The organism is Myxococcus eversor (assembly GCF_010894455.1).
GTDB classification, from domain to species: domain Bacteria; phylum Myxococcota; class Myxococcia; order Myxococcales; family Myxococcaceae; genus Myxococcus; species Myxococcus eversor.
This window is the reverse complement of the sequence record NZ_JAAIXY010000006.1, coordinates 1-19,609: the sequence shown is the minus strand read 5'-3', so window position 1 is coordinate 19,609 and position 19,609 is coordinate 1. Positions and strand designations below refer to the sequence as shown.

Genomic DNA, 19,609 nt, shown 5'->3' with positions numbered 1-19,609 from the left:
TCGCCATGTCCGACCCCCTTCCCAAGTACTGGCAGAGCCTGGCCGAGCGGGCCACCGACGCCGCGTGGCTGGAGCAGTCGCGCGACGAGTTCGCCGAGGAACTCCCGGTGGGCGTCGCCGCCACGCCGCCGGACGCGAGCAGCCGTCGCGACTTCTTCAAGATGATGGGGCTGAGCGCCGCCGCGGCCATGGTGGCGTGTCAGCGCGCCCCGGTGCAGAAGCTCATCCCCTACGTGTCCCGGCCGGACGAAGTCATGCCGGGCACCGCGCTCTGGTACGCCTCTACCTGCGAAGGCTGCTCGGCGCGCTGCGGTCTGCTGTTGAAGACACGCGACGGACGTCCCATCAAGGTGGAGGGCAATGACGAGCACCCCGTATCGCGCGGTGGCGTGTGCGCGGTGGGGCAGGCCTCCGTGCTCTCGCTCTACGACGCGAGCCGCGCCCGCTTCCCTTCACGCGACTGCCATCGAGTGTCCTGGACGGACCTGGACACGGAGGTGAAGGCCGGGCTGCGCAAGGTGGCCGAGGCGGGCAAGTCCATCCGTCTGGTGCTGCCATGGGGGATGGGGCCCACCGCCGAAGCCGGAGTGAAGCGCTTCCTGGCCGCGCACCCCCTGGCGCGCACCGTGCGCTACGAACCGCTGGGTGAGCTCGCCGCGATAGGTGATGCATACCGCCTCACGCACGGCGCGCGCGTGGTGCCCGACTACCGCTTCGACCGTGCCCAGGTCATCGCCAGCTTCGGCGCCGACTTCCTGGGTACGTGGGTATCGCCGGTGGCCTTCACGCGCCAGTACACCGAGGCGCGGGATGCGGCCGGGCGAAGGGCGATGGCGCGGCACTACCAGATTGAACCGGTGATGACGCTCACCGGCGCAGCCGCCGACCGCCGTTTCGTAGTGGCCCCCTCCGAGGTGACGCTCGCCCTGGGCGACGTGGTGCGCCGCCTGGCGGTGAAGGCGGGGCGTACCGTCCCTGGCCTCAAGGAGTTGCCGGCCTCGCGATTGGAGCCGGCCGCGCTGGACGAGCTGGCCGAAGCCCTGTGGTCGCACCGCACGGAGTCTCTGGTCGTGTGCGGTGGTGACGAGGTGGCCGCGCAGGTGCTGGCCGCGACGGCGAACGTATTGCTCGGAAACGAGGGCACCACGGTGCTGCCCATGGAGGGCGTGGCGCTGGACGAGCGTGCCCTCTCCTACGGCGAGCTGCTGACCGAGCTGGGCGAGGGTGGAGTAGGTGCGGTGCTCTTCCTCGGCGTCAATCCCGCCCATGCGGACCCGAGAGGAGCGGCGCTGGGAGCCCTGCTCAAGAGAGTGCCGCTCACCGTGGCGCTCAATGACCGGCTGGACGAGACGGCAATCCTGTCGCGGCTTCATGCCCCGGCCTCCACCCCGCTGGAGTCGTGGGGAGACGCGGAGCCGCGACGAGGCGTGCTCTCGCTGCGACAGCCCGCGGTGGCGCCGCTGCACGACACCCGGGACGCGGTGGAGTCGCTGCTGAAGTGGGCGGACGTCCCGGTGTCCCACCATGAATTCCTGCGGGCTCGCTGGGAGGTGGAGGTCTTCCCGCACGTCACGCAAGCAGGGACGTCCTTCGATGCCTTCTGGGACGACGCGGTCCGCCGAGGAGTTGTGACGCTTCCCCCGGTACCGACGGTCCCACCGTCCTTCCGCGAAGACGGCATGGCGAAGGTGCTGGGCGCGGTGGCGCGGCCGTCCGTGGAGTGGGAGCTGATGCTGTTCCCCTCGGTGGCGCTGCGCGACGGCGCATTCGCGAACAACGCCTGGCTGCACGAGGTGCCAGACCCCATCACCAAGGCCACCTGGGGCAACCCCGCGCTCATCGCACCCTCGCGGGCGAAGGAGCTGGGCCTGCGCGACGGAGACGTGGTGCGGGTGCGGGTGGGCGGTGAGGCGCTGTCCCTGCCCGTGCTGGTGCAGGCGGGGACGCACCCGTCCGTGCTCGGCGTGGCGGTGGGCTACGGCCGGACGCGGGCGGGACGCATCGGCGATGGCGTGGGCACGAATGTCTTCCCGCTGGCGGCGGTGGTGGAGGGGCGCGTGCGGCGCTCGGTGCCGGGGGCGACGGTGGTGGGGACGGGCGAGAAGCAGAAGCTGGCGCTCACGCAGACGCACTCGCGACTGGAAGGTCGGCCGCACGTGCGCGAGGCGGAGCTGGCCGCGTTCCTGGCGAACCCGCGCGCGGGCAACGAGGAGCACGGCGGGCATGGCGGCAACGGAGCGCACCCGCTCTCCATCTGGTCTGGCCACGAGTACAAGGGCCACCGGTGGGCGCTGGCGGTGGACCTGAGCGCGTGCACGGGCTGCTCGGCGTGCGTGGTGTCATGCCAGGCGGAGAACAACATCCCCAGCGTGGGCCGCGACGAGGTGCTGCGGCAGCGCGAGATGCACTGGATGCGCATCGACCGTTACTACCAGGGCGACGAGGCGAACCCTCAAGTCGTCCACCAGCCGATGATGTGCCAGCACTGCGAGAACGCGCCGTGCGAGACGGTGTGCCCGGTGCTCGCGACGGTGCACTCCAGCGAGGGGCTCAACCAGCAGGTCTACAACCGCTGCGTCGGCACGCGCTACTGCGCGAACAACTGCCCCACCAAGGTCCGCCGCTTCAACTGGTTCGACTATCCGCACGACGAGCCGCTGGAGCGGATGGTGCTCAACCCGGACGTGGTGGTGCGCAGCCGGGGCGTCATGGAGAAGTGCTCGCTCTGCGTGCAGCGCGTCCAGGAGGGCAAGGCCGCGGCGGCTCGCGAGGGCCGCGCGCTGAAGGACGGCGACATCCAGACGGCCTGTCAGCAGAGCTGTCCCGCGAAGGCCCTCCACTTCGGGGATGTGAATGACCCCGACAGCCGCGTGGCGAAGCTGGCGAAGGACGGGCGCGCGTTCCGGCTGCTGGAGGAGCTGAACATCGGGCCGTCCATCACCTACCTCACGAAGATCCAGAACACCGGGTCGGGAAGCGGAACATGAGCCAACAGCACCTGTCCCCGCTGCGCGTGCCGCTGGTCACCGAGCCGCGCACCCTGGGCCAGCTCACCGAGGAGATCTGCGCGCCCATGGAGCGTGCGCCCACGTGGAAGTGGTGGGCGGCGTTCGCGATAGCGGTGTCCGTGTTGGGCACGGGCGCGGGAATCGTCGCGTACCAGGTGGGCACCGGCATCGGCGTGTGGGGGTTGAACAAGACCATCGGCTGGGCGTTCGACATCACCAACTTCGTGTTCTGGGTGGGCATTGGCCACGCGGGCACGCTCATCTCCGCCATCCTCTTCCTCTTCCGGCAGAAGTGGCGCACCAGCATCAACCGCGCGGCGGAGGCGATGACGCTGTTCGCTGTCATGTGCGCGGCGCTCTTCCCCGTCATTCACATGGGGCGGCCGTGGCTGGCTTTCTGGGTGCTGCCCTATCCCAATACACGCGGCAGCTTGTGGGTGAACTTCCGTTCGCCGCTCTTGTGGGACGTGTTCGCCATCTCCACGTACTTCACGGTGTCGGCGGTGTTCTGGTACGTGGGCCTGATTCCGGACCTGGCCACCGTGCGTGACAGGCTGAAGGCGGGTGCGAAGAAGGCCGTCTTCAAGGTGCTGTCGCTGGGGTGGACAGGGTCGCACCGGACGTGGAGCCGCTACGAGACGGTGTACCTGTTGCTCGCGGGGCTGGCGACGCCGCTGGTGCTCAGCGTGCACACCATTGTCTCGATGGACTTCGCCACGTCGGTGATTCCCGGGTGGCACACCACCATCTTCCCGCCGTACTTCGTGGCGGGCGCGGTGTTCAGCGGCTTCGCGATGGTGCTGACGCTGATGATCATCACCCGCGTGGTGCTGGGCTACGAGCACCTGATTACGCTGCGCCACCTGGAGAACATGACGAAGGTCATCATCGTCACGGGTGGCATCGTCTCGCTGGCGTACGCGACGGAGTTCTTCATCGCCTGGTACTCGGGCAATCCATACGAGCGCTTCGCGTTCATGAACCGCGCCTTCGGTCCCTACGCGTGGGCGTATTGGATCATGGTGACGTGCAACGTGGTGTCGCCGCATCTGTTCTGGTTCAAGAAGATTCGCACGTCGCCCGCGGCCATCTTCGCGCTGTCGTTGGTCATCAACGTGGGCATGTGGTTCGAGCGGTTTGTCATCATCGTCACCAGCCTGCACCGCGACTTCCTGCCCAGCAGTTGGTCCATGTACACGCCCACGATGGTGGAGGTGGGGACCTTCATCGGAACGTTCGGGCTCTTCTTCACCCTGTTCCTGCTCTTCGTCCGCGTGCTGCCCATCATCTCCATCGGCGAGGTGAAGAGCGTGTTGGGCTTCGCCAGGAATCCTCACGAGCACGCCGAGGCGCATCCCTCAACGCATGCCCCCGCGAGGGATGTGTCGACGGAGCCCTCGTCGCCTCGACTCCACCCGCCGCTGGCCATCGCCACCCGGAAGGACGTCCCCGTATGAGCGCCCCGGTCCTCATCGGCTATTTCGAGCACGAGGCGCAGGTCCTCGCCGCCACCCGCGCGGTGCGAGAGGCGGGACATGACTTGCGCGACGTGTACACGCCCTATGCGGTGCACGGCCTGGATGACGCGATGGGCCTCAAGCCCAGTCGGCTCACCTGGGTGTGCTTCGGGGCGGGGCTTCTGGGCTGCACGCTGGCCCTGTCACTCCAGCTCTACACCAGCGTGGTGAGCTGGCCGCTCAATGTGGGGGGCAAGCCGTTCAACTCGTTCCCGGCCTTCATCCCGGTGACGTTCGAGCTGACGGTGTTGTTCGCCGCGCTGAGCACGGTGGCGGCGTTCCTGGTGAGGGCCCGGCTGTTTCCGGGGAAAAAGCTTCAGACGTTGCCCCGCGTGACGGATGACCGGTTCGCCATCGTCATCGCGCCGCGCCAGTCCCCGGAGTCGCTGGAGGCCGCCGAAGACCTGCTGCGCCGTCATGGCGCGGTGGCCACGGACTTGAAGGAGGTGGGGCCGTGAGGAGGACCTGGGTGGGACTGGCGGCGCTGGGGCTGGCCGTCGGCGGCTGCGAGCAGGACGAGACGCGGCCGAACTTCGAGTACGCGCCGGACATGGTGGCTTCGGTGCCCTATGACAGCTTCGCGCCCAACCCGAACACGGGGGACGGCAAGACGCTGCTGGCTCCGGCGAAGGGCACGGTGCCTCGGGGGCATCTGCCGCTGCACCTGTCCGCCGGCCTGGAGGCGGCCGAGCGCGCGGGGAGCGAGCTGCGCAATCCGTATCCCGCATCGCCCGAGGTGGTGGCGCGAGGCCAGACGGCGTTCCAACGGTACTGCTCGCCGTGTCATGGCTCCGGAGGGTTGGGAGATGGTCCGGTGACGGCGCGCTTCCCGATGCCGCCCTCGCTGCTGGCGGAGCACGCGGTGGGGCTTCCGGATGGACGCATCTTCCACATCATCACCCATGGGCAGGGACTCATGCCGGCCCACGGCTCGCAGGTGGCGCCGGAGGACCGGTGGAAGCTGGTCCACTATCTCCGCACGCTCCAGAACCCCGCGCGCACGGCGCGTAAGGAGACGCCATGAGCGCCCCCGTCGAAGCAGCTTCCACCGAGTCGCAGGGGGGCTTCGCCGTCTCGCCTGTCTTCCATCGCGCCGCGCAGGTGGCGGCGGGGGCGGGGTTGGGAGTGCTCGTACTGGGGTTGGTGCAGGCTCCGGAGCGTGCGCTGACCAGCCTGCTGACGAGCGGCTTCTACTTCCTATGCCTGGGGTTGGGCGGCGCGGTGTTCCTCGCGCTGATGTACGTGGCGAACGCGGGGTGGTTCACCGTCTTCAAGCGAATCCCGGAGGCGTTCGCGTCCTACGTGCCTTGGGGCGCGGTGACGCTGCTGGCGCTGCTGCCGTTCGTGACGACGCTGTATCCCTGGGCGAAGCCGGGGGTGATGGAGACGGACCACCTGCTGCATGAGAAGGCGGCCTTCCTCAACGTTCCCTTCTTCGCGATTCGGATGGGGGTGATGTTGGCGGTGTGGGTGGGCTTCACGTGGATGTTGCGGCGCAACTCGCTGCGACAGGACGTGGAGCGCGGGGAGCCGTTGACCCGGAAGAACGTGACGGTGTCGGCGGTGTTCCTGGTGCTCTTCTCTCTGACCTTCTGTCTGGCGGCGTTCGACTGGCTGATGAGTCTGGAGCCGCACTGGTTCAGCACCATCTACGCGCTCTACAACGTGGCGGGGCTCTTGAGCTCCAGTGTGTGTGCCATCACCGTGGTGGCGGTGTTGCTGCACCGGGCGGGGGCGCTGCCTCGGCTCAACTCCAGCCATCTGCATGACCTGGGCAAGCTGATGTTCGGGTTCGCCACGCTGTGGGCATACCTCTGGTTTTCGCAGTTCATGCTCATCTGGTACGCGAACATCCCGGAGGAGACGGTCTACTTCATCGCGCGGATGCATGGCGGGTGGGAGGTGCCGTTCTATGTGAATGTGGTGTTGAACTGGGCGCTGCCGTTCGTGCTGTTGTTGCCGCGTCCCGCGAAGATGAACCCGAACCACCTGCTGCGCGTGGCGGGGGTGCTGCTGGTGGGGCGTTGGTTGGATTTGCAGTTGATGGTGGCGCCCGCGCACCAGCCGGAGGGGCTGACGGTGGGGGTGTATGAGCTGGCGGGGCTGGTGGGGGTGGGGGCGTTGTTCACGCTGGCGGTGACTCGGGCGGTGCGGACGTCGCCGATGTTGCCCGTGGGAGACCCGTACCTGGTGGAGAGCCTGCACCACCACACCTGACACACGAAGGTCCAGCGCGGCGTGTGGCACGAGTTGCACTCCGGTTGATGTGGGCACGCCGGTGGACCGCTGGCCGCGCTCGCCTTGCCGCGGTGTGTAGGGCTGGCCCGTGTGCGCCGCCGTAGGAACTCCTGTGTCACCCGTCACGTCCTGACCGCCACTCCCGGAACTTTCTTCTCGAAGTCCCGGGCGCGGTGCGTCCCGTCTCTCCCCGTGCCTGTTCGCGGGTGACAGTGTTTGACGGAATGTGTGATGTCGAAAGATGCTCTCCGTGAAGTCTCAAAACCACGGGAGGGTGTCTGATGAAGCTGAACACGTTGGGAGTACTGGCGGGATTGCTGACGGTGCTGGCGGGCTGCGGTCCCGTCGACGGTGTCGCGGTGTCGGACGACGTGGGGGCCGTGGGTGAGAGCGAGGCGGCCCTGACGACGTATCCGGAGTGCTGCGCGGCGATTCCGGGCTCGGGGACCACGGAGGCCTTCTGTGACTCGGTGGCGTGGTCTCCGGGCCGCTGCAATGCGGTCAACGGTGGGACGTCGTGTTCCTGGAACACCGCGAACTGCCCCGTGACGTGTTGCCAGCCCATCTCTGGCAGCGGCGCGACGTGGGCCTTCTGCAGCGGCGTCGGCATCTCCGCGGGGCGCTGCAACGCGGTCAACGGTGGGACGTCCTGCTCCTGGACCTGCTGAGTCGTCCTGAGGTGCTCGCGGCCCCGCGCTGTCCAGGGCCGCGAGTGCCGTGGAGAATTCCTCCCTGGATGACTGACAGGTGTCTGCCAATTTGGAGACCCGGGGAAAGCCATCCAGCACGCCCGCGTTGCGCACCTCGCGCGGCACCGTCGTCATCAGGATGCAGGCTCTGGCGCTGATTCGCGGATGCGCCCTAGTGTGGCTTCTCTGACTCCGGCGGCCACTGCGCGGTGGGAGCACGGCTCCTTTCCACCCGCGACATCCGCGCGAACAGCAGCGGCGCGTACACGAGGTTCTGGAGCGCTCCCACCATGGCGAGCGCTACGCCGTGGGGGTTGCCGAGCGTGAACGCCCCCGTGGCGTTCCCCTCCATGAAGATCGCTTCGAGCAGCGCGACCTCGCGCGCCCGCAGGCAGGCCAGGTGCGAAGTGAGGCTCGAGAGCATGTCGAGCTTCGCCTCGTCAGGACATGGAAGCTCCCGAACGAGCTGCTCCGCTTGCTGTTGGCGCGACTGGGCGAAGGCCCGCACCTTCGCCTCGGGATTCGGCGCGGCGCTGACGGCGGCTTCGATGTGCCGCAGGGCTTGCTCCCAACGCCGCGCCACGACCTGGGCGAAGGGCTCCTCCTTGTCTGTTGAACGACCAGTCATCACGGGCCTCTCACGCATGAGTTGTCTCCAGCGAAGCCGAGCCCCCCGTGGCGTGGAGTTTCGTCCACGGGGAGCCCGGGGCTCGGCTCAGGGCTGCGTCGCGGGCGCGAGCGGCGACGGCTCCACTGCTGGCACCTCGCTGTCCGCCGGCACCTTTCGGGTCCGTGAGACGAGGAGGTAGATGGCCGGGACGAAGTAGAGCGTGAAGAAGGTGCCGACAGCCATGCCCGCTACCAGGACGAGTCCGATGCTGTTGCGTGCCGCCGCGCCCGGTCCTTCCACCAGGACAAGTGGGAAGTGGCCCGCGACGGTGGCCACCGTGGTCATCAGAATCGGACGCAGTCGCGCGGACGCGGCCTCCTGGATGGCTTCGAGCTTCGACCTGCCTTCGTCCTGGAGCCGGTTGGCGAAGTCGACGATGAGGATTCCGTTCTTCGCAATCAGCCCCACCAGCGTCACCAGCCCCACCTGCGAGTAGATGTTGAGGGTGGTGGTGAAGCTGTCGGTGAAGAAGGGCATCGTCGGGTTCGGCATCTTCAGGAACGTCGTCAGCAGCGCGCCGAAGAGGGCCAGGGGCACCGAGCCGGCGAGGATGATGAGCGGGTCCCTGAAGCTGTTGAACTGGGCGGCGAGCACCAGGAAGATGAGCACCACCGCGAGCAGGAACGCCGGGAGGAACTTGTTGCCCTCCGTGCGGAGCTGCCGGGACTCGCCCGTGTAATCGATGCTGTAGCCCTCCGGGAGAATCTTCGCCGCCTCCGTCTCCAGGTAGGTGAGCGCCTCATCCAGCGGACGGATGGCCACGCCGCTCAGCTTCACCGCGTTGAGCTGCTGGAAGCGATTGAGTGAGCGGGGCGCCACGGTGTCCCGGATGGAGGCAATCGACGAGAGCGCCACGAGCTGTCCGTCCGGTCCGGTGACATGGACATCCTGGAGCTGCTCGGGGGTGAGCCGCGAGGTCCGCAGGAGCTGGGGGATGACCTTGTAGCTGCGCCCGGCGATGTTGAAGCGGTTGACGAAGTTGCCGCTCACCGCCGCGCTCAGGTCCTGTCCCACCGTCCCCAGGTTCAGCCCGAGCTGCGCGAGCTTCTCCCGGTCGAGCTCAATCTCCGACTGGGGCTGGTCGAACTTCACGTCGATGATGGGCGGGAAGGCGAACAGTCCGCTCGCTGTCGCCTTCGCCTGGAGCTGCTGAGCGAAGCCCAACAGCGCCTCTGTCTCCGCCGTGGAGGCGATGACGAACTCCACCGGGAAGTTGCCGCCTCCTGGCAGCGCGGAGGGCTGGATGACGAGCGTCTGCACGCCCGGGACGCTGGCCACCCGCTGCTGCGTCTGCGCCAGCACGCTCGCCGCGGAGCGCTCGCGCTCCTCCCAGGGCTTGAGTCCCAGGCCCCAGAACCCGCTGCTCGGGTTCATGATTTGGAAGATATACGAAGCCTCCGGTATCTCCATCAGCGACTGGTTCACCTCGTGGACCGAGGGCGCGAGCTGCTCCATGGTGGCATTGGACGGCGTGTTGACGATGCCGAACACGATGCCCTGGTCCTCCGTGGGGGCGAGCTCCTGTGGAGACTGCGAGAACATGAGCAGCGCGAGCAGGCTCAACACCACCCACACGGTGTAGACCAGCCCGCGTGCGCCGAGCGTGCGGTCCAGCGTGCGTGCATAGGCCGCGCGCAGTCGCTCGAAGGCCCGGTTGATGACCCCCGCGAGTCCCTGGTCCTCATGGCCCGCGCGCAGGAGGGCGGCGGACATCATGGGGGAGAGCGTCAGCGCCACCACCCCGGAGAGCGTCACCGCGCCGGCCAGCGTGAGCGCGAACTCGCGGAACAGCGAACCGGTGAGGCCGCCCTGGAAGGCGATGGGCGCGTAGACGGCGGCGAGGGTGATGGTCATCGCGATGATGGGGCCGACCAGCTCGCGAGCGCCCTGGATGGCGGCGTCCACCGGACGCAGGCCCGCCCGCAGGTGGCGCTCCACGTTCTCCACCACGACGATGGCGTCGTCCACGACGAGCCCCACCGACAGCACCACGGCGAGCAGCGTGAGCAGGTTCACCGTGAACCCGAACATCTGCATCAGGAACACGGTGCCGATGAGCGACACCGGGATGGCCACCACGGGGACGAGAATCGAGCGCACGGACCCGAGGAAGAGGAAGATGACCACCACGACGATGAGCAGCGTCTCTCCCAGCGTGTCCACCACCTCGTCGATGGCGTTCTGGATGTACTTCGTGCCGTCGAAGGCGATTCGGGCGTGGATCTGCTCCGGGATTTCCCGCTGGAGTGCATCCATCTCCTTGCGCACGCGCTTCAGGACGTCCAGCGAGTTGGCATGCGGCAGCACCCAGACGCCGATGAAGACCGCTCGCTCCCCGGAGAAGGTGACGTCGCTGTTGTAGTCCTCGGCTCCCAGCACCACGTCCGCGATGTCGGAGAGCCGCACGACGGCGCCGCCGTCCCGCCGGACGATGAGCTGCCGGAACTCCTCCACCGAGCGAAGGTCCGTGTTCGCAGTGAGATTCACCTGGACGAGCGAGCCCTTCGTCTGGCCCACCGCGGCGAGGTGGTTGTTGTTCGCCAGCGCCTGCCGGACCTGCGCCGGGCTGACGTTGAGCGAGGCCATCCGGTCGGGCTTCATCCACACCCGCATCGCGAACGTCCGCGCCCCGAGGATGTCCGCGCGCTGCACGCCCGCCACCGCCGAGAGGCGCGGCTGCACCACTCGCACCAGATAGTCCGTGATTTCGTTCTGCTTCAGGAACTCGGAGGTGAAGCTGAGATAGGCCGTGGCCGACTGGCTCTCCGCGGACTCGATGCTGAGCACGGGGACCTGGGCCTCGGGCGGCAGGTCTCCGCGCACCTGGTCGACCTTGGCGCTGATTTCGCTGAGCGCGCGGTTGGAGTCGTGGTTGAGCTTGAGCCGGGCCCGGATGATGGAGACACCCTGGAGGCTCTGGGATTCGAGATAGTCGATGCCGTCCGCGGAGGCGATGACCCGCTCGAGCGGCGTCGTGATGAAGCCGCGGACCAGCTCCGCGTTGGCGCCGACGTAGGCCGTTGTCACCGTGATGTCGGCGTTCTCGCTGCGCGGGTACTGCCGCACGTTGAGGGACTGGATGGCCTGGAGGCCCGCGATGATGATGAGGAGGTTGACCACCAGCGCCACGACGGGGCGCCGGATGAAGAGGGCGGTGAAGTTCATGAGCGCGTTTTCCGGTCCACTACGGGTCCACGGGAATGGGGGCGGTCTCTGCTTGTGGCGCCATCGAGTTGTTGGCGACGACGGCCGCGCCGTTGCGCAGCTTGAAGACGCCGCTGCTGGCGACCTGCTCTCCCGGCTTGAGTCCGGAGGTGACAACGACGAAGTCGCCTCTGCGCTCACCCAGTCGCACGAAGCGCTGCTTCGGCAGGAGGGCCGTCTTTCCACCCGCGTCCTTTCCTTCCTCGAGGACGAACACCGAATCGCCATACGGAGCAAAGAGGACCGAGGTGGCGGGGATGACCAGCACCTGGCTCTGGCTCTCGGCGAGCACGTCGATGTTGGCGAACATTCCTGGCATCAGGCGCCCGTCCGCGTTCGGGACGGTGGCGCGCATGCGCACGTTCCGAGAGGCGAGCTCCACCTCGGGATTGATGGTCGTGAGGTCGCCCTCCCAGGTGTCCCGTGGAAAGACATCCACATGGACACGCACCTTCTGCCCGAGGGCCACCTTCGCCAGCATCTGCTGCGGCAGGAGGAACTCCACCAGGACAGGGTCCAGGGAGTGCAGTGAGGCGATGGGGCCGCCCGCGGAGACCACCTGGCCCAGCTCCACCTGTCGGATGCCGATGCGGCCATCGAAGGGCGCGCGGATGACCTTCTTCGCGAGCATGGCGCGCAGGGTGGCCACCGAGGCCTCGGCCTGGACCGCTCGTGCCTGGGCGGCATCGAGCTCGGCCTGCGTGGTGGCGCCCTGGGAGTGGAGTGACTGGACCCGGGCACGGGTGAGCCGGGCAAGCTCCGCTTCTGCTTCCACTCCCGCCAACTGGGCCGCCTCGCTGGTGCTGTCGAACTGGACGAGCACCTGCCCCTTCTTCACCCGTGCGCCGTTCTCGAAGCCGATGTCGCGCACGAGGCCAGACAGCTCCGCGCCCAGCGTCACGCCGCGCACCGCGAGCACCGTGCCGACGGCTCGCTGGGTCCCCTGCCAGTCGACGGCGCTGGCCGTGGCGGTGGTGACCGCCTCCGGGGGCGGGACATAGGTGGCGCCTGCCTGAATCATCGCGCCGATCTGTGCGCCCTTGATGCCCACCAGGATGGCGATGACACCTAGCAGGGACAGGATGCCCAGGACCCAGCGCTTGCGGCGGCCGGTAGGGCGTGGGGATGGAGACATGGCTTCGCCGGGACGAGCAGTGACGGATGCACGCATCGAAGACACTCGGAAGGGAGGGATGGCGCAGCCGTGTATCGGATTTGTTCGAGGCGTGTGCTCTTGAAAATACAGATTTGCTGTGGCCCGAGCGGACCCTGATTCCTCTCTTGAATTCAGCGATGGGCTGTGGACAAAGCGTGGCGGATTGCGCGCTTGAAAACCGCCGGGGACTGTGGACAAAGCGCGGGCCGGGGAGGGCTGACGTGTTCCTATGCTTGCGAAAGCCCGAACCCCGGACCGAGCTCTTCCAGAACGCCCTGGGTCTGGGGCCCTGTCCGTTGACGGTCTCCGCACGCATCGCTCGCATTGCCTGCCACACCCGACGACGACCCCTCGGACGCGGTGTCGCTGGCTCAACGGGTGGGAGCCTCCACGTCCCTCGTCGAACACCGCTTCAGGGAACAGATTGGCGTCCCTTCACGCAGAGTCTCACGGGCACCGGCTTCGACGCGGAGGATTCGCCGTCTCCTCATTCCAACGTCCACCGGACGAGGTCAATATGACCTGCCGCCCCGGGCGTTTCAGCGGTCGACGCGGCCGGAGGTCTGAAACCCGTCTCCGGGACTCGTGGCTCATGGAGGAAGTGATGCGACGGCTTGGAGTGATGCTGGGGCTCTTGGGGTGCGTGGGATGCGCCAGCGCCACGCGCGGTATCTCGGACCAGTACAACCCGGAGACGGGGCGGTACGAGAAGCCCACGCATGAAGTCGTCTATTCGGTGCCCGTCGAGGACGCGATGATGACGGCCCGGTACATCCTGGAGAAGAACCGCATGGACGTGATGGAGAAGGAGGGAGGGTTGGAGATGTTCTCCTCCTTCATTCCGGACGTCATCCCTCCCGAGCGCTACTACATCCAGGGAGAGCGGCTCGGGCCCCGGCAGGCACTCGTTCGGGTTTTTCGCATCAGGTACACGCAGGAAGGGGGCTTCGCCGCCCCGGAGGCCTCCGGTCGGTCCAGCGGGCAGGCCTCCGTGCCGGATGCCTTCATGAACATCCCTGGGCTGGAGGGCTATCGGCCAGCACATGGCTACCGCGACATGAACATCGAGCAGAAGCTCCTGGAGCGGCTGGAGATGGCTCCCGCGCTGGAGCTGGTGGGCGGCAATCCCCCCATTCCCATTCGCTCGGTGGTGATGGAGAGCTGGGGCGAGGAGGACGGGGCCTCCGCCACCGCTCCCGCGTGTGGCGCGCCCGTGGAGGGTGCCTCGTCCCTGTTCTCCAAGGGAGGCGTCCTGCTCGTGGCGGACCCCCTGGGAACGCAGGAGGTGCCGTCCGTGGCGCTGCGGATGGCGTGCGAGGCCACGGCCCAGGACCTGCCGGTGACGCTGGCGCTGTCCATTCCCGTCTCCGAGCAGCCGCTCCTGGAGCGCTACCTCGCCAGTGACGGCGATTCAGGAGCCATCCAGGAGTTCCTCTCGGGGAGCGCTTTCTGGCGCCGGGTCCACCAGGACGGGCGCAGCAGCCGCGCCATGCTGTGGCTCGTCGAGCAGGCCCGGCGCTTGCGCGTCTCCGGCAAGGACGTGGCCGTGGCCGCCATCGACTCCGACAAGGCCCACGGCAATGAGCGCGAGGAGCAGATGGCCGAGCATCTGATGAACGCCCGGTCGAAGCGCCCCCAGGCCTGGACGCTGGCGCTCACGGGCAGCGTCCACGCGCGCACCACGGAGGTCAGCTGGGATGGTGACCTCGAGCCCATGGGCGCTCGCGTGGCGCGCGTGCTGCCCTCGGTGCGAGCCCTGGACGTGGGCTTCCAGCGCGGCACCCAGTTCACCTGCCGCTACAGCGTCTGGGACGAGGATGTGGAGTGCAACGTCTTCGGCATCAGCCCGACGCTCGAGGCACGGCAGTCCTCCAAGCAGGCCGCTGGCGTGACGCTCTTCACCGCCCCGCGGCCTGACGGCTTCCACGGCAGGCTCTACCTGGGCGCGCTGACCGCGTCGTTTCCCCCGCTCCAGGCGCCGCGCCAGGCCCCCCCAGTCAACCCCGTGCCCGCCAGGAAGTGACCAGACGAGCAGCGGCGGCGTCCCCGAAGCCCGCATCAATCACACACAGTAGTACGTCGGCGCCAGCTCCAGGACGCGCTGCTCGGCCACGGGGGAAAGCGCGCGCAGGCGTGAGAGGAAGAGGGGCGCCTTCATCCCCATTCCGATGAACCCCCAGACATACGAACGCTCCTGGGACTCGGCCAGGTGCTGGTGTTCCTCCGGGGTGAACGCGCGCCCCACCGCCTTCTCCAGCGTCTGGAGATCCAACGCGAGCTGGGCGTTCAACGTCCCCCGCAGCGCCTGGAGCAGCTCCGCGTACTCCGTGAGGGCCGCGTCCAGGGTGTCGGGCTCCTGCGCGAGGATCTTCTGCGCCTCCAGGAAGTCCAGCCGGGTGTGCTGTGCCTCCTCGAGCCAGTGGTGCTTGAGCAGGTCGCAGAACAGCGGATCCAACGTCTCGGTCTTGTTTCCCCGGATCGTCTCCAGATAGTGCTGCTGCGTCATCAGCTCCAGGTGCAGGTTGAAGATGAGCACGCCCAGGTTCGACTTCGCCATGATGGCCCGCGCCACTTCGACGTGGTTGTCGAGCAGGGCGGGGACGACCTTGAACCCCCGGGCGAACGCGCTGGTGAAGCGCGCGAAGAGTTGCTGGTGCTTCAGCTCCTCCTCTGTGAAGCGCAGGAGCGCGCGCATGTGCGTCGCGTTCCCGTGCAACTCCAGCCCGGCGCGCTGCGAGGCCAGGGCCACCGCGTACTCCTCCAGGAACAGGAACAGGTGCGCATAGCTGTTGGAGCGGATGTGATTCAGCATCAGCCGCTCCTCGGCGTTCAGGAAGGGAATGGCCTCCGCGCCCGTCAGCTCATTCGAGAGGAATCGGCGGCTGAAATCCAGGACGGTGTCTTTGGGCAGCAGCTCATCAAGACGCCAGGACACCTTCTCTGAACTCTGGATGCAGGATTGATATTCAGCGGTTTGATTCAGCATTTGAAAATAGAACAATTCTCCCCGTGAGAAGTCAAGCGTTGTTGATACGGGAGGCTTTGCCGCGAAGCGACGGCCTTTTGGGATGCCGAGGCGCCCCTCAGGGGGCTTGTTCAATTGTCTATGTGCAACGTGATTCCTCATCGCTTCGCGTCCAGCGACGGCACGGCGGGCGCCTCCGGCTTCACTCGGCGGCCCTTCGTGCTTCCTTGGGGGCCCATGTGACGTGCTGGGGCTGCAGGACAGCCCCAGCGTTCGGTTCGCCGCAGGTCGCAGGGCTGGGACCTTTCGGAGCAGGTCTGTGGCGACCCGTCTCCCATCGGGGTGCGAGGAACGGCGCGGCTCAGTCGCGTCGATGACTCGAGCTTGCCTGTCGTTGAGGCCTGCGGCTCGCCGTGCGCCGTGTCGTGCTTTTCCTGGGTGGTGGCAACTCCAGTTCGTCGCTGAGTGAGTGATACCGAGGCTTGGCCCCTCACCTCAGGGATGTTCGGCCGACCAACGCCGAGGTAGCCTGGGCCCCGTGGTGGGAGGAGGGCAAGATGGTGGCAAAGATACATGGGACCATTAAGGGTGTCTGAACGATGAATGCTGACGAGGCGACTGATGTGGCGCGGCGTTTTGTCGCGCATGAGTTGAAGGAGGAGTTGCGGCTGGCTTCAGGAGCGCGGAAGCACCCGAGAATGGCCGATGAATGGGTCGCCTTGTTTGAAGGGAGTCGTGGGGATGGCCCCGTTTTCGATGGGCCGTTGATGGTGCTGGTCAATGACAAGACCGGAGGCGCTCGATTTCTTTGAGCACAATGTGGGGCCGCTCCCAGTCAAAGGAGGAGTCTGATGGAGTCCGCGACCTATTTTGGCGGGTGGTGCCGCATGCGGGAAGGCACACGCGCGGGATTCGTGAAGTGGATGATGAAGTCGCGTCAGGTTCCAGTCGCCGAGGCCTTGGATGTCTTGCGGTGGGGTGAGAAGTCGGACGGTTGGGTACAAATTGGTGAACAGTGTGGATGGGTGGAGGCCTCAGAAACCGTGAAAAACCTTCCTGAATTCGCCGCTCCGAATTCGGGTGTGATGACGATGTTGGAGTTCACTCCTTGGAATTGTGACAAACGCTGCGAGGTTCACGGCGTGAGTTACCTGGGTGCGCGATGTCCCGTTTGCTTCGTGAGATATGTGGTGAGTTCGGTGGGTGTTTTCCACGTTCCTCGCGGTGCGACGTGAGTGAAATCCGGTAAGCCGGTGTTTCCTGAGGGGTGCTGGATGAAGGTCTTGTTCATTCGGTCCCAGGCAGGCCGTGTCCTGGTGATGGGTCTTTTTTTCCAGGCAGTGGCTTGAGCAGGCCGAGGTGTGGCCCGGTGAGGACTTCACGGAATGTCCTATGCGGAGCTACGAAAGTTGGGAGATGGGCGACATGAGGTGGAGCTCAATCCCTCCGTTCCTTCGCGCACTGGGACGAACTCGCAGGTGGTTTCGATTGCCGATCAGAACGGGGCCATCGAGTTTGAATGTGACCTCGGGTTGCTGAGTAAGGAGCTGGCGGCGCGTGAAGTCGCTGTCTTGTGTCTCTCGAATGCGGTGGGGTGGTGCTGGCTGGCGCGTCCGCCGAGATGCGGGAGCGTGTTTGTCTCTTCGCCCGGGAGGCGAACGATGCGCCGGGCGACGAGGACAATGTCTATATTGGCTGTCCAGATCTCCCACGTGGCGTGATTCGGGCCATCGTCGCGGCCTGTGGTGTCGCACAGGGCGTGTAAGCCGGCGTCTGGGGAGAGTGGCCGCCGCTGAGGCGCGCCGCCCCTCGACCCGGTGGGCCTTGCTCGTGGTGCCAGACCACGCGGTCGATGGTGCCTTCGCGGGGCGTCCGATTGTTCTTCCGCGTGGAAGTGTCGCAGGGGCCCTGGAGAAGAGCTGGCGGCGGTACGTGAATCCGCGCATCACGTATGTGGCGTTCGGGCTCACGCTCATCGGTGCGTGCCTCCCGCCCCTGGCCTTCGTGAGCGTGCTGCTGTGGGTGAGCCTCGTGGGGAGGACGGACCGGTGACGGGCAAGCCGTTGCTCCGGCGCGGCTACGGGGTCGCGGGTCTGGTGTTCTCCATCATCGTGGCCTGGGTGGCGCTGTTCAACTTCTTCTCCGTGTGAGCGGGGTGGGGTGGGCCCCGCATCCTGCGGTGTCCGCGCGGGGATGGGGGGCCGGGCCCCTCCTTCAGTCAAAGGTGAGCCGATAGGGGCCGGAGGGGTAGCTCCAGACGGTGAGGTTGGGCCGCACCTGGATGTGATGGAGGCCGGACTGGGTGGGAGTGAAGTCTCCCTCGAAGCTCTTCGTCACTTCCGTTCCGTCCGGGGCCAGCACGCTCACCACCGTCGAGAACCCCGCGATGGCTCGCACCCGGTGCGTCTGGCCGGCGAGCAGGCTCAGTGAGAACACATCCACATCGAACACGGAGTCCAGCGCCGCCTGCAGATTCAGGGGATAGGTGATGCCCGTCGCGTGGTCCGTGTCGTCCCCATGATCATCCTTGCCCAGGTACTCCAGGGAGAGCTGGTAGAGGCTTCCTGAGTAGATGGTGATGTAGACCGGAGCCGTGGCGTACGCATCGAGGTGGTAGCTGATGGTGGAGTTCCGGGTCGTCTTGAGCGTTCGAGGCTGGCCGCCCGGCGACTGGAACGTCACGTCGCAGCCGGTGCAGTTCACCCGATAGAGCGTGTTCTCCTCCATCGAGAAGACGAAGACGTCCCGGTCGCTGCCCAGATACCGCGCGCCGGAGAGGGGCAGGCCGGGCTCGAGCAGAGTGGCGGTCTCCGGTGTGTCGCCGTGGTCGTCAGGACCCAGGTCGGTGGCCTCGATGGAGAACGTGCCCGCCCTCCCGAGGGGCGCCGCGTCCACTTCGAGCGTGTAGCGTTCCTCCGAAGAGGCGAGATAGGTGAAGCCGCCAAAGTTCATTGTCTGGAGCACCGTCCCCTGCGCGTTCTTGAGCCACACGGCCCCCGGGCTGCTGGTGCCTCCCTTCCATTGAAAGGAATAGAAGTGGCCGGGCCGCATGGGGAAGGCGAAGACGTCCACGTCGGAGCGCGTCTCCAGGTGGCCCGTGAGGCGCGTCGAGAGCATCACCACTGTCGCGCCCACGGAGCTGTCTGCGTGGTCATCGAAGCCCAGGTCCTCCAGGCGGCAGGAATAGGTGCCGACGTAGGTTCCATAGGAGAGCTCCACGAAGTACTCGGTGGCGGTGGTGGCCTCCACCGAGACCCGGGTGGGCTGCTCCTGGAAATAGGGGGCGATCTCCACCTGCCGCCCCGCGGCGTCGAGGAGCACCAGCCTGGGAGCCAGGAGTTGTCCGGGCAGGACGTCGCAGATGAAGAGGTAGGCATGCCCCACCTGGGTGGAGAAGGAGAAGACGTCCCGGTCCATGGCGCCGGAGAGCATCCCGCTGAAGGGCGAGGGCGAGGGCATCAGCCGGGTGGCGTGCTCCCGTGTGTCTCCGTGGTCGTCCGTCCCCAGATTCTCGAGCTGGAGCGAGTAGGCCGCCTGGATGACAACGTCCTGCGCGAAGGTCGAGGTCACTTCCACTCGGTACGTGCCGTCATGGGAAGCATTGAAGCTGGCAGTGCTCGCGGGCTCCCCCGTGGACACGCCCGTGGGTGACAGGACATTCACCTTGCAGGGTACGGAGGGCAGTTGGGACGTGCAGACGACGCGGTAGAAGGCTCCGCGCCGCAACGACAGGGCAAACACATCCACGTCGGTGACCAGCTCCATGACGCCCGTGGCGACGGTGTCCGGTGACCATGGGGTTGCCGTGTCCAGGGTGTCTCCGTGGTCGTCGGGTCCCAGGTCTTCGAGCTTGCAGCTGTACGGGCCGCTCAGCTCGGAGTGGATGGTGGACATCCGAAGATAGGTGGTCTCCGCCGCGTGGACCTTGAAGTAGAGGGGGCGCCCGGACGAAATCCAGACGGGAAGCTGCTCCAGGCGTCTTCCCTCCGCGTCGATTCGCTCGAGCCCCCAGCCCACAAGAGGCTCGGGAAAGGTGTGAGTCTGCCCCAGTTCCGTGGACACCCGAGATGTGATGAAGGGGTCCAGGGATGTCCACGGATACGAAGCAGAGAAGGAAGCGCCGCAGCTTCACCGCCGAGTTCAAGGTGGAGGCTGTCCGGCT

The 19,609-nt window shown here is 66.8% G+C and carries 14 protein-coding genes; 9 read left to right on the top strand and 5 right to left on the bottom strand.

Features of this window, described 5'->3' with window-relative positions; genetic code table 11:
• The first annotated feature begins 5 nt into the window (after positions 1-5).
• The 6 genes from G4D83_RS46805 (at position 6) to G4D83_RS13585 (ending at position 7,431) form a co-directional block, all read left to right on the top strand.
• Positions 6-2,987, top strand: coding sequence for a TAT-variant-translocated molybdopterin oxidoreductase (locus G4D83_RS46805; RefSeq protein ID WP_163865176.1), 2,982 nt, complete (start codon positions 6-8; stop codon positions 2,985-2,987).
• Positions 2,984-4,465 carry an NrfD/PsrC family molybdoenzyme membrane anchor subunit gene (gene nrfD, locus G4D83_RS13605; protein WP_163865175.1) on the top strand — a complete coding sequence of 494 codons (1,482 nt, stop codon included), beginning with the start codon at positions 2,984-2,986 and terminating at the stop codon, positions 4,463-4,465. The genes G4D83_RS46805 and nrfD overlap by 4 nt, the downstream gene beginning before the upstream one ends.
• Positions 4,462-4,983, top strand: coding sequence for a DUF3341 domain-containing protein (locus G4D83_RS13600; protein WP_163865174.1), 522 nt, complete (start codon positions 4,462-4,464; stop codon positions 4,981-4,983). The genes nrfD and G4D83_RS13600 overlap by 4 nt, the downstream gene beginning before the upstream one ends.
• The gene (locus tag G4D83_RS13595; RefSeq protein WP_163865173.1) at positions 4,980-5,549 is read left to right on the top strand and encodes a c-type cytochrome; all 570 of its coding nucleotides are present in this window, start codon (positions 4,980-4,982) and stop codon (positions 5,547-5,549) included. The genes G4D83_RS13600 and G4D83_RS13595 overlap by 4 nt, the downstream gene beginning before the upstream one ends.
• On the top strand, positions 5,546-6,742 hold the full coding sequence (locus G4D83_RS13590; RefSeq protein ID WP_163865172.1) for a hypothetical protein: 1,197 nt from the start codon (positions 5,546-5,548) through the stop codon (positions 6,740-6,742). Before G4D83_RS13595 ends, G4D83_RS13590 begins: the two co-directional genes overlap by 4 nt.
• Positions 6,743-7,044: 302 nt before the next feature.
• Positions 7,045-7,431 (top strand): hypothetical protein, encoded by a 387-nt coding sequence (locus G4D83_RS13585; RefSeq protein WP_163865171.1) that lies wholly within the window; start codon positions 7,045-7,047, stop codon positions 7,429-7,431.
• Between the two features lie 193 nt (positions 7,432-7,624).
• Here the strand turns inward: G4D83_RS13585 and G4D83_RS13580 are convergent, their stop codons facing one another.
• The 3 genes from G4D83_RS13580 to G4D83_RS13570 form a co-directional block, all read right to left on the bottom strand.
• Positions 7,625-8,098 carry a hypothetical protein gene (locus G4D83_RS13580; protein ID WP_163865170.1) on the bottom strand — a complete coding sequence of 158 codons (474 nt, stop codon included), beginning with the start codon at positions 8,096-8,098 and terminating at the stop codon, positions 7,625-7,627.
• Positions 8,099-8,167: 69 nt separating this feature from the next.
• Positions 8,168-11,287, bottom strand: a complete 3,120-nt coding sequence (locus G4D83_RS13575) for an efflux RND transporter permease subunit (RefSeq protein ID WP_163865169.1) — start codon at positions 11,285-11,287, stop codon at positions 8,168-8,170.
• A gap of 19 nt (positions 11,288-11,306) precedes the next feature.
• Positions 11,307-12,461, bottom strand: coding sequence for an efflux RND transporter periplasmic adaptor subunit (locus tag G4D83_RS13570; RefSeq protein ID WP_240356310.1), 1,155 nt, complete (start codon positions 12,459-12,461; stop codon positions 11,307-11,309).
• A 625-nt stretch (positions 12,462-13,086) separates the two neighbouring features.
• Between G4D83_RS13570 and G4D83_RS13565 the strand changes: the two genes are divergently transcribed.
• On the top strand, positions 13,087-14,505 hold the full coding sequence (locus G4D83_RS13565; protein WP_205522636.1) for a hypothetical protein: 1,419 nt from the start codon (positions 13,087-13,089) through the stop codon (positions 14,503-14,505).
• A 39-nt stretch (positions 14,506-14,544) separates the two neighbouring features.
• Here the strand turns inward: G4D83_RS13565 and G4D83_RS13560 are convergent, their stop codons facing one another.
• Complete coding sequence (locus G4D83_RS13560; protein WP_163865166.1) at positions 14,545-15,468, bottom strand: hypothetical protein; 924 nt, start codon at positions 15,466-15,468, stop codon at positions 14,545-14,547.
• A 578-nt stretch (positions 15,469-16,046) separates the two neighbouring features.
• On the opposite strand from G4D83_RS13560, the gene G4D83_RS13555 reads away from it, so the two are divergent.
• Both G4D83_RS13555 and G4D83_RS13550 read left to right on the top strand, forming a co-directional pair.
• Positions 16,047-16,259 carry a hypothetical protein gene (locus tag G4D83_RS13555; RefSeq protein ID WP_163865165.1) on the top strand — a complete coding sequence of 71 codons (213 nt, stop codon included), beginning with the start codon at positions 16,047-16,049 and terminating at the stop codon, positions 16,257-16,259.
• A 39-nt stretch (positions 16,260-16,298) separates the two neighbouring features.
• The gene (locus tag G4D83_RS13550; RefSeq protein WP_163865164.1) at positions 16,299-16,682 is read left to right on the top strand and encodes a hypothetical protein; all 384 of its coding nucleotides are present in this window, start codon (positions 16,299-16,301) and stop codon (positions 16,680-16,682) included.
• Between the two features lie 979 nt (positions 16,683-17,661).
• Here the strand turns inward: G4D83_RS13550 and G4D83_RS13545 are convergent.
• Entirely contained in the window at positions 17,662-19,464 is a 1,803-nt protein-coding gene (locus G4D83_RS13545) for a hypothetical protein (RefSeq protein ID WP_163865163.1), read from the bottom strand.
• Positions 19,465-19,609 lie beyond the last annotated feature (145 nt).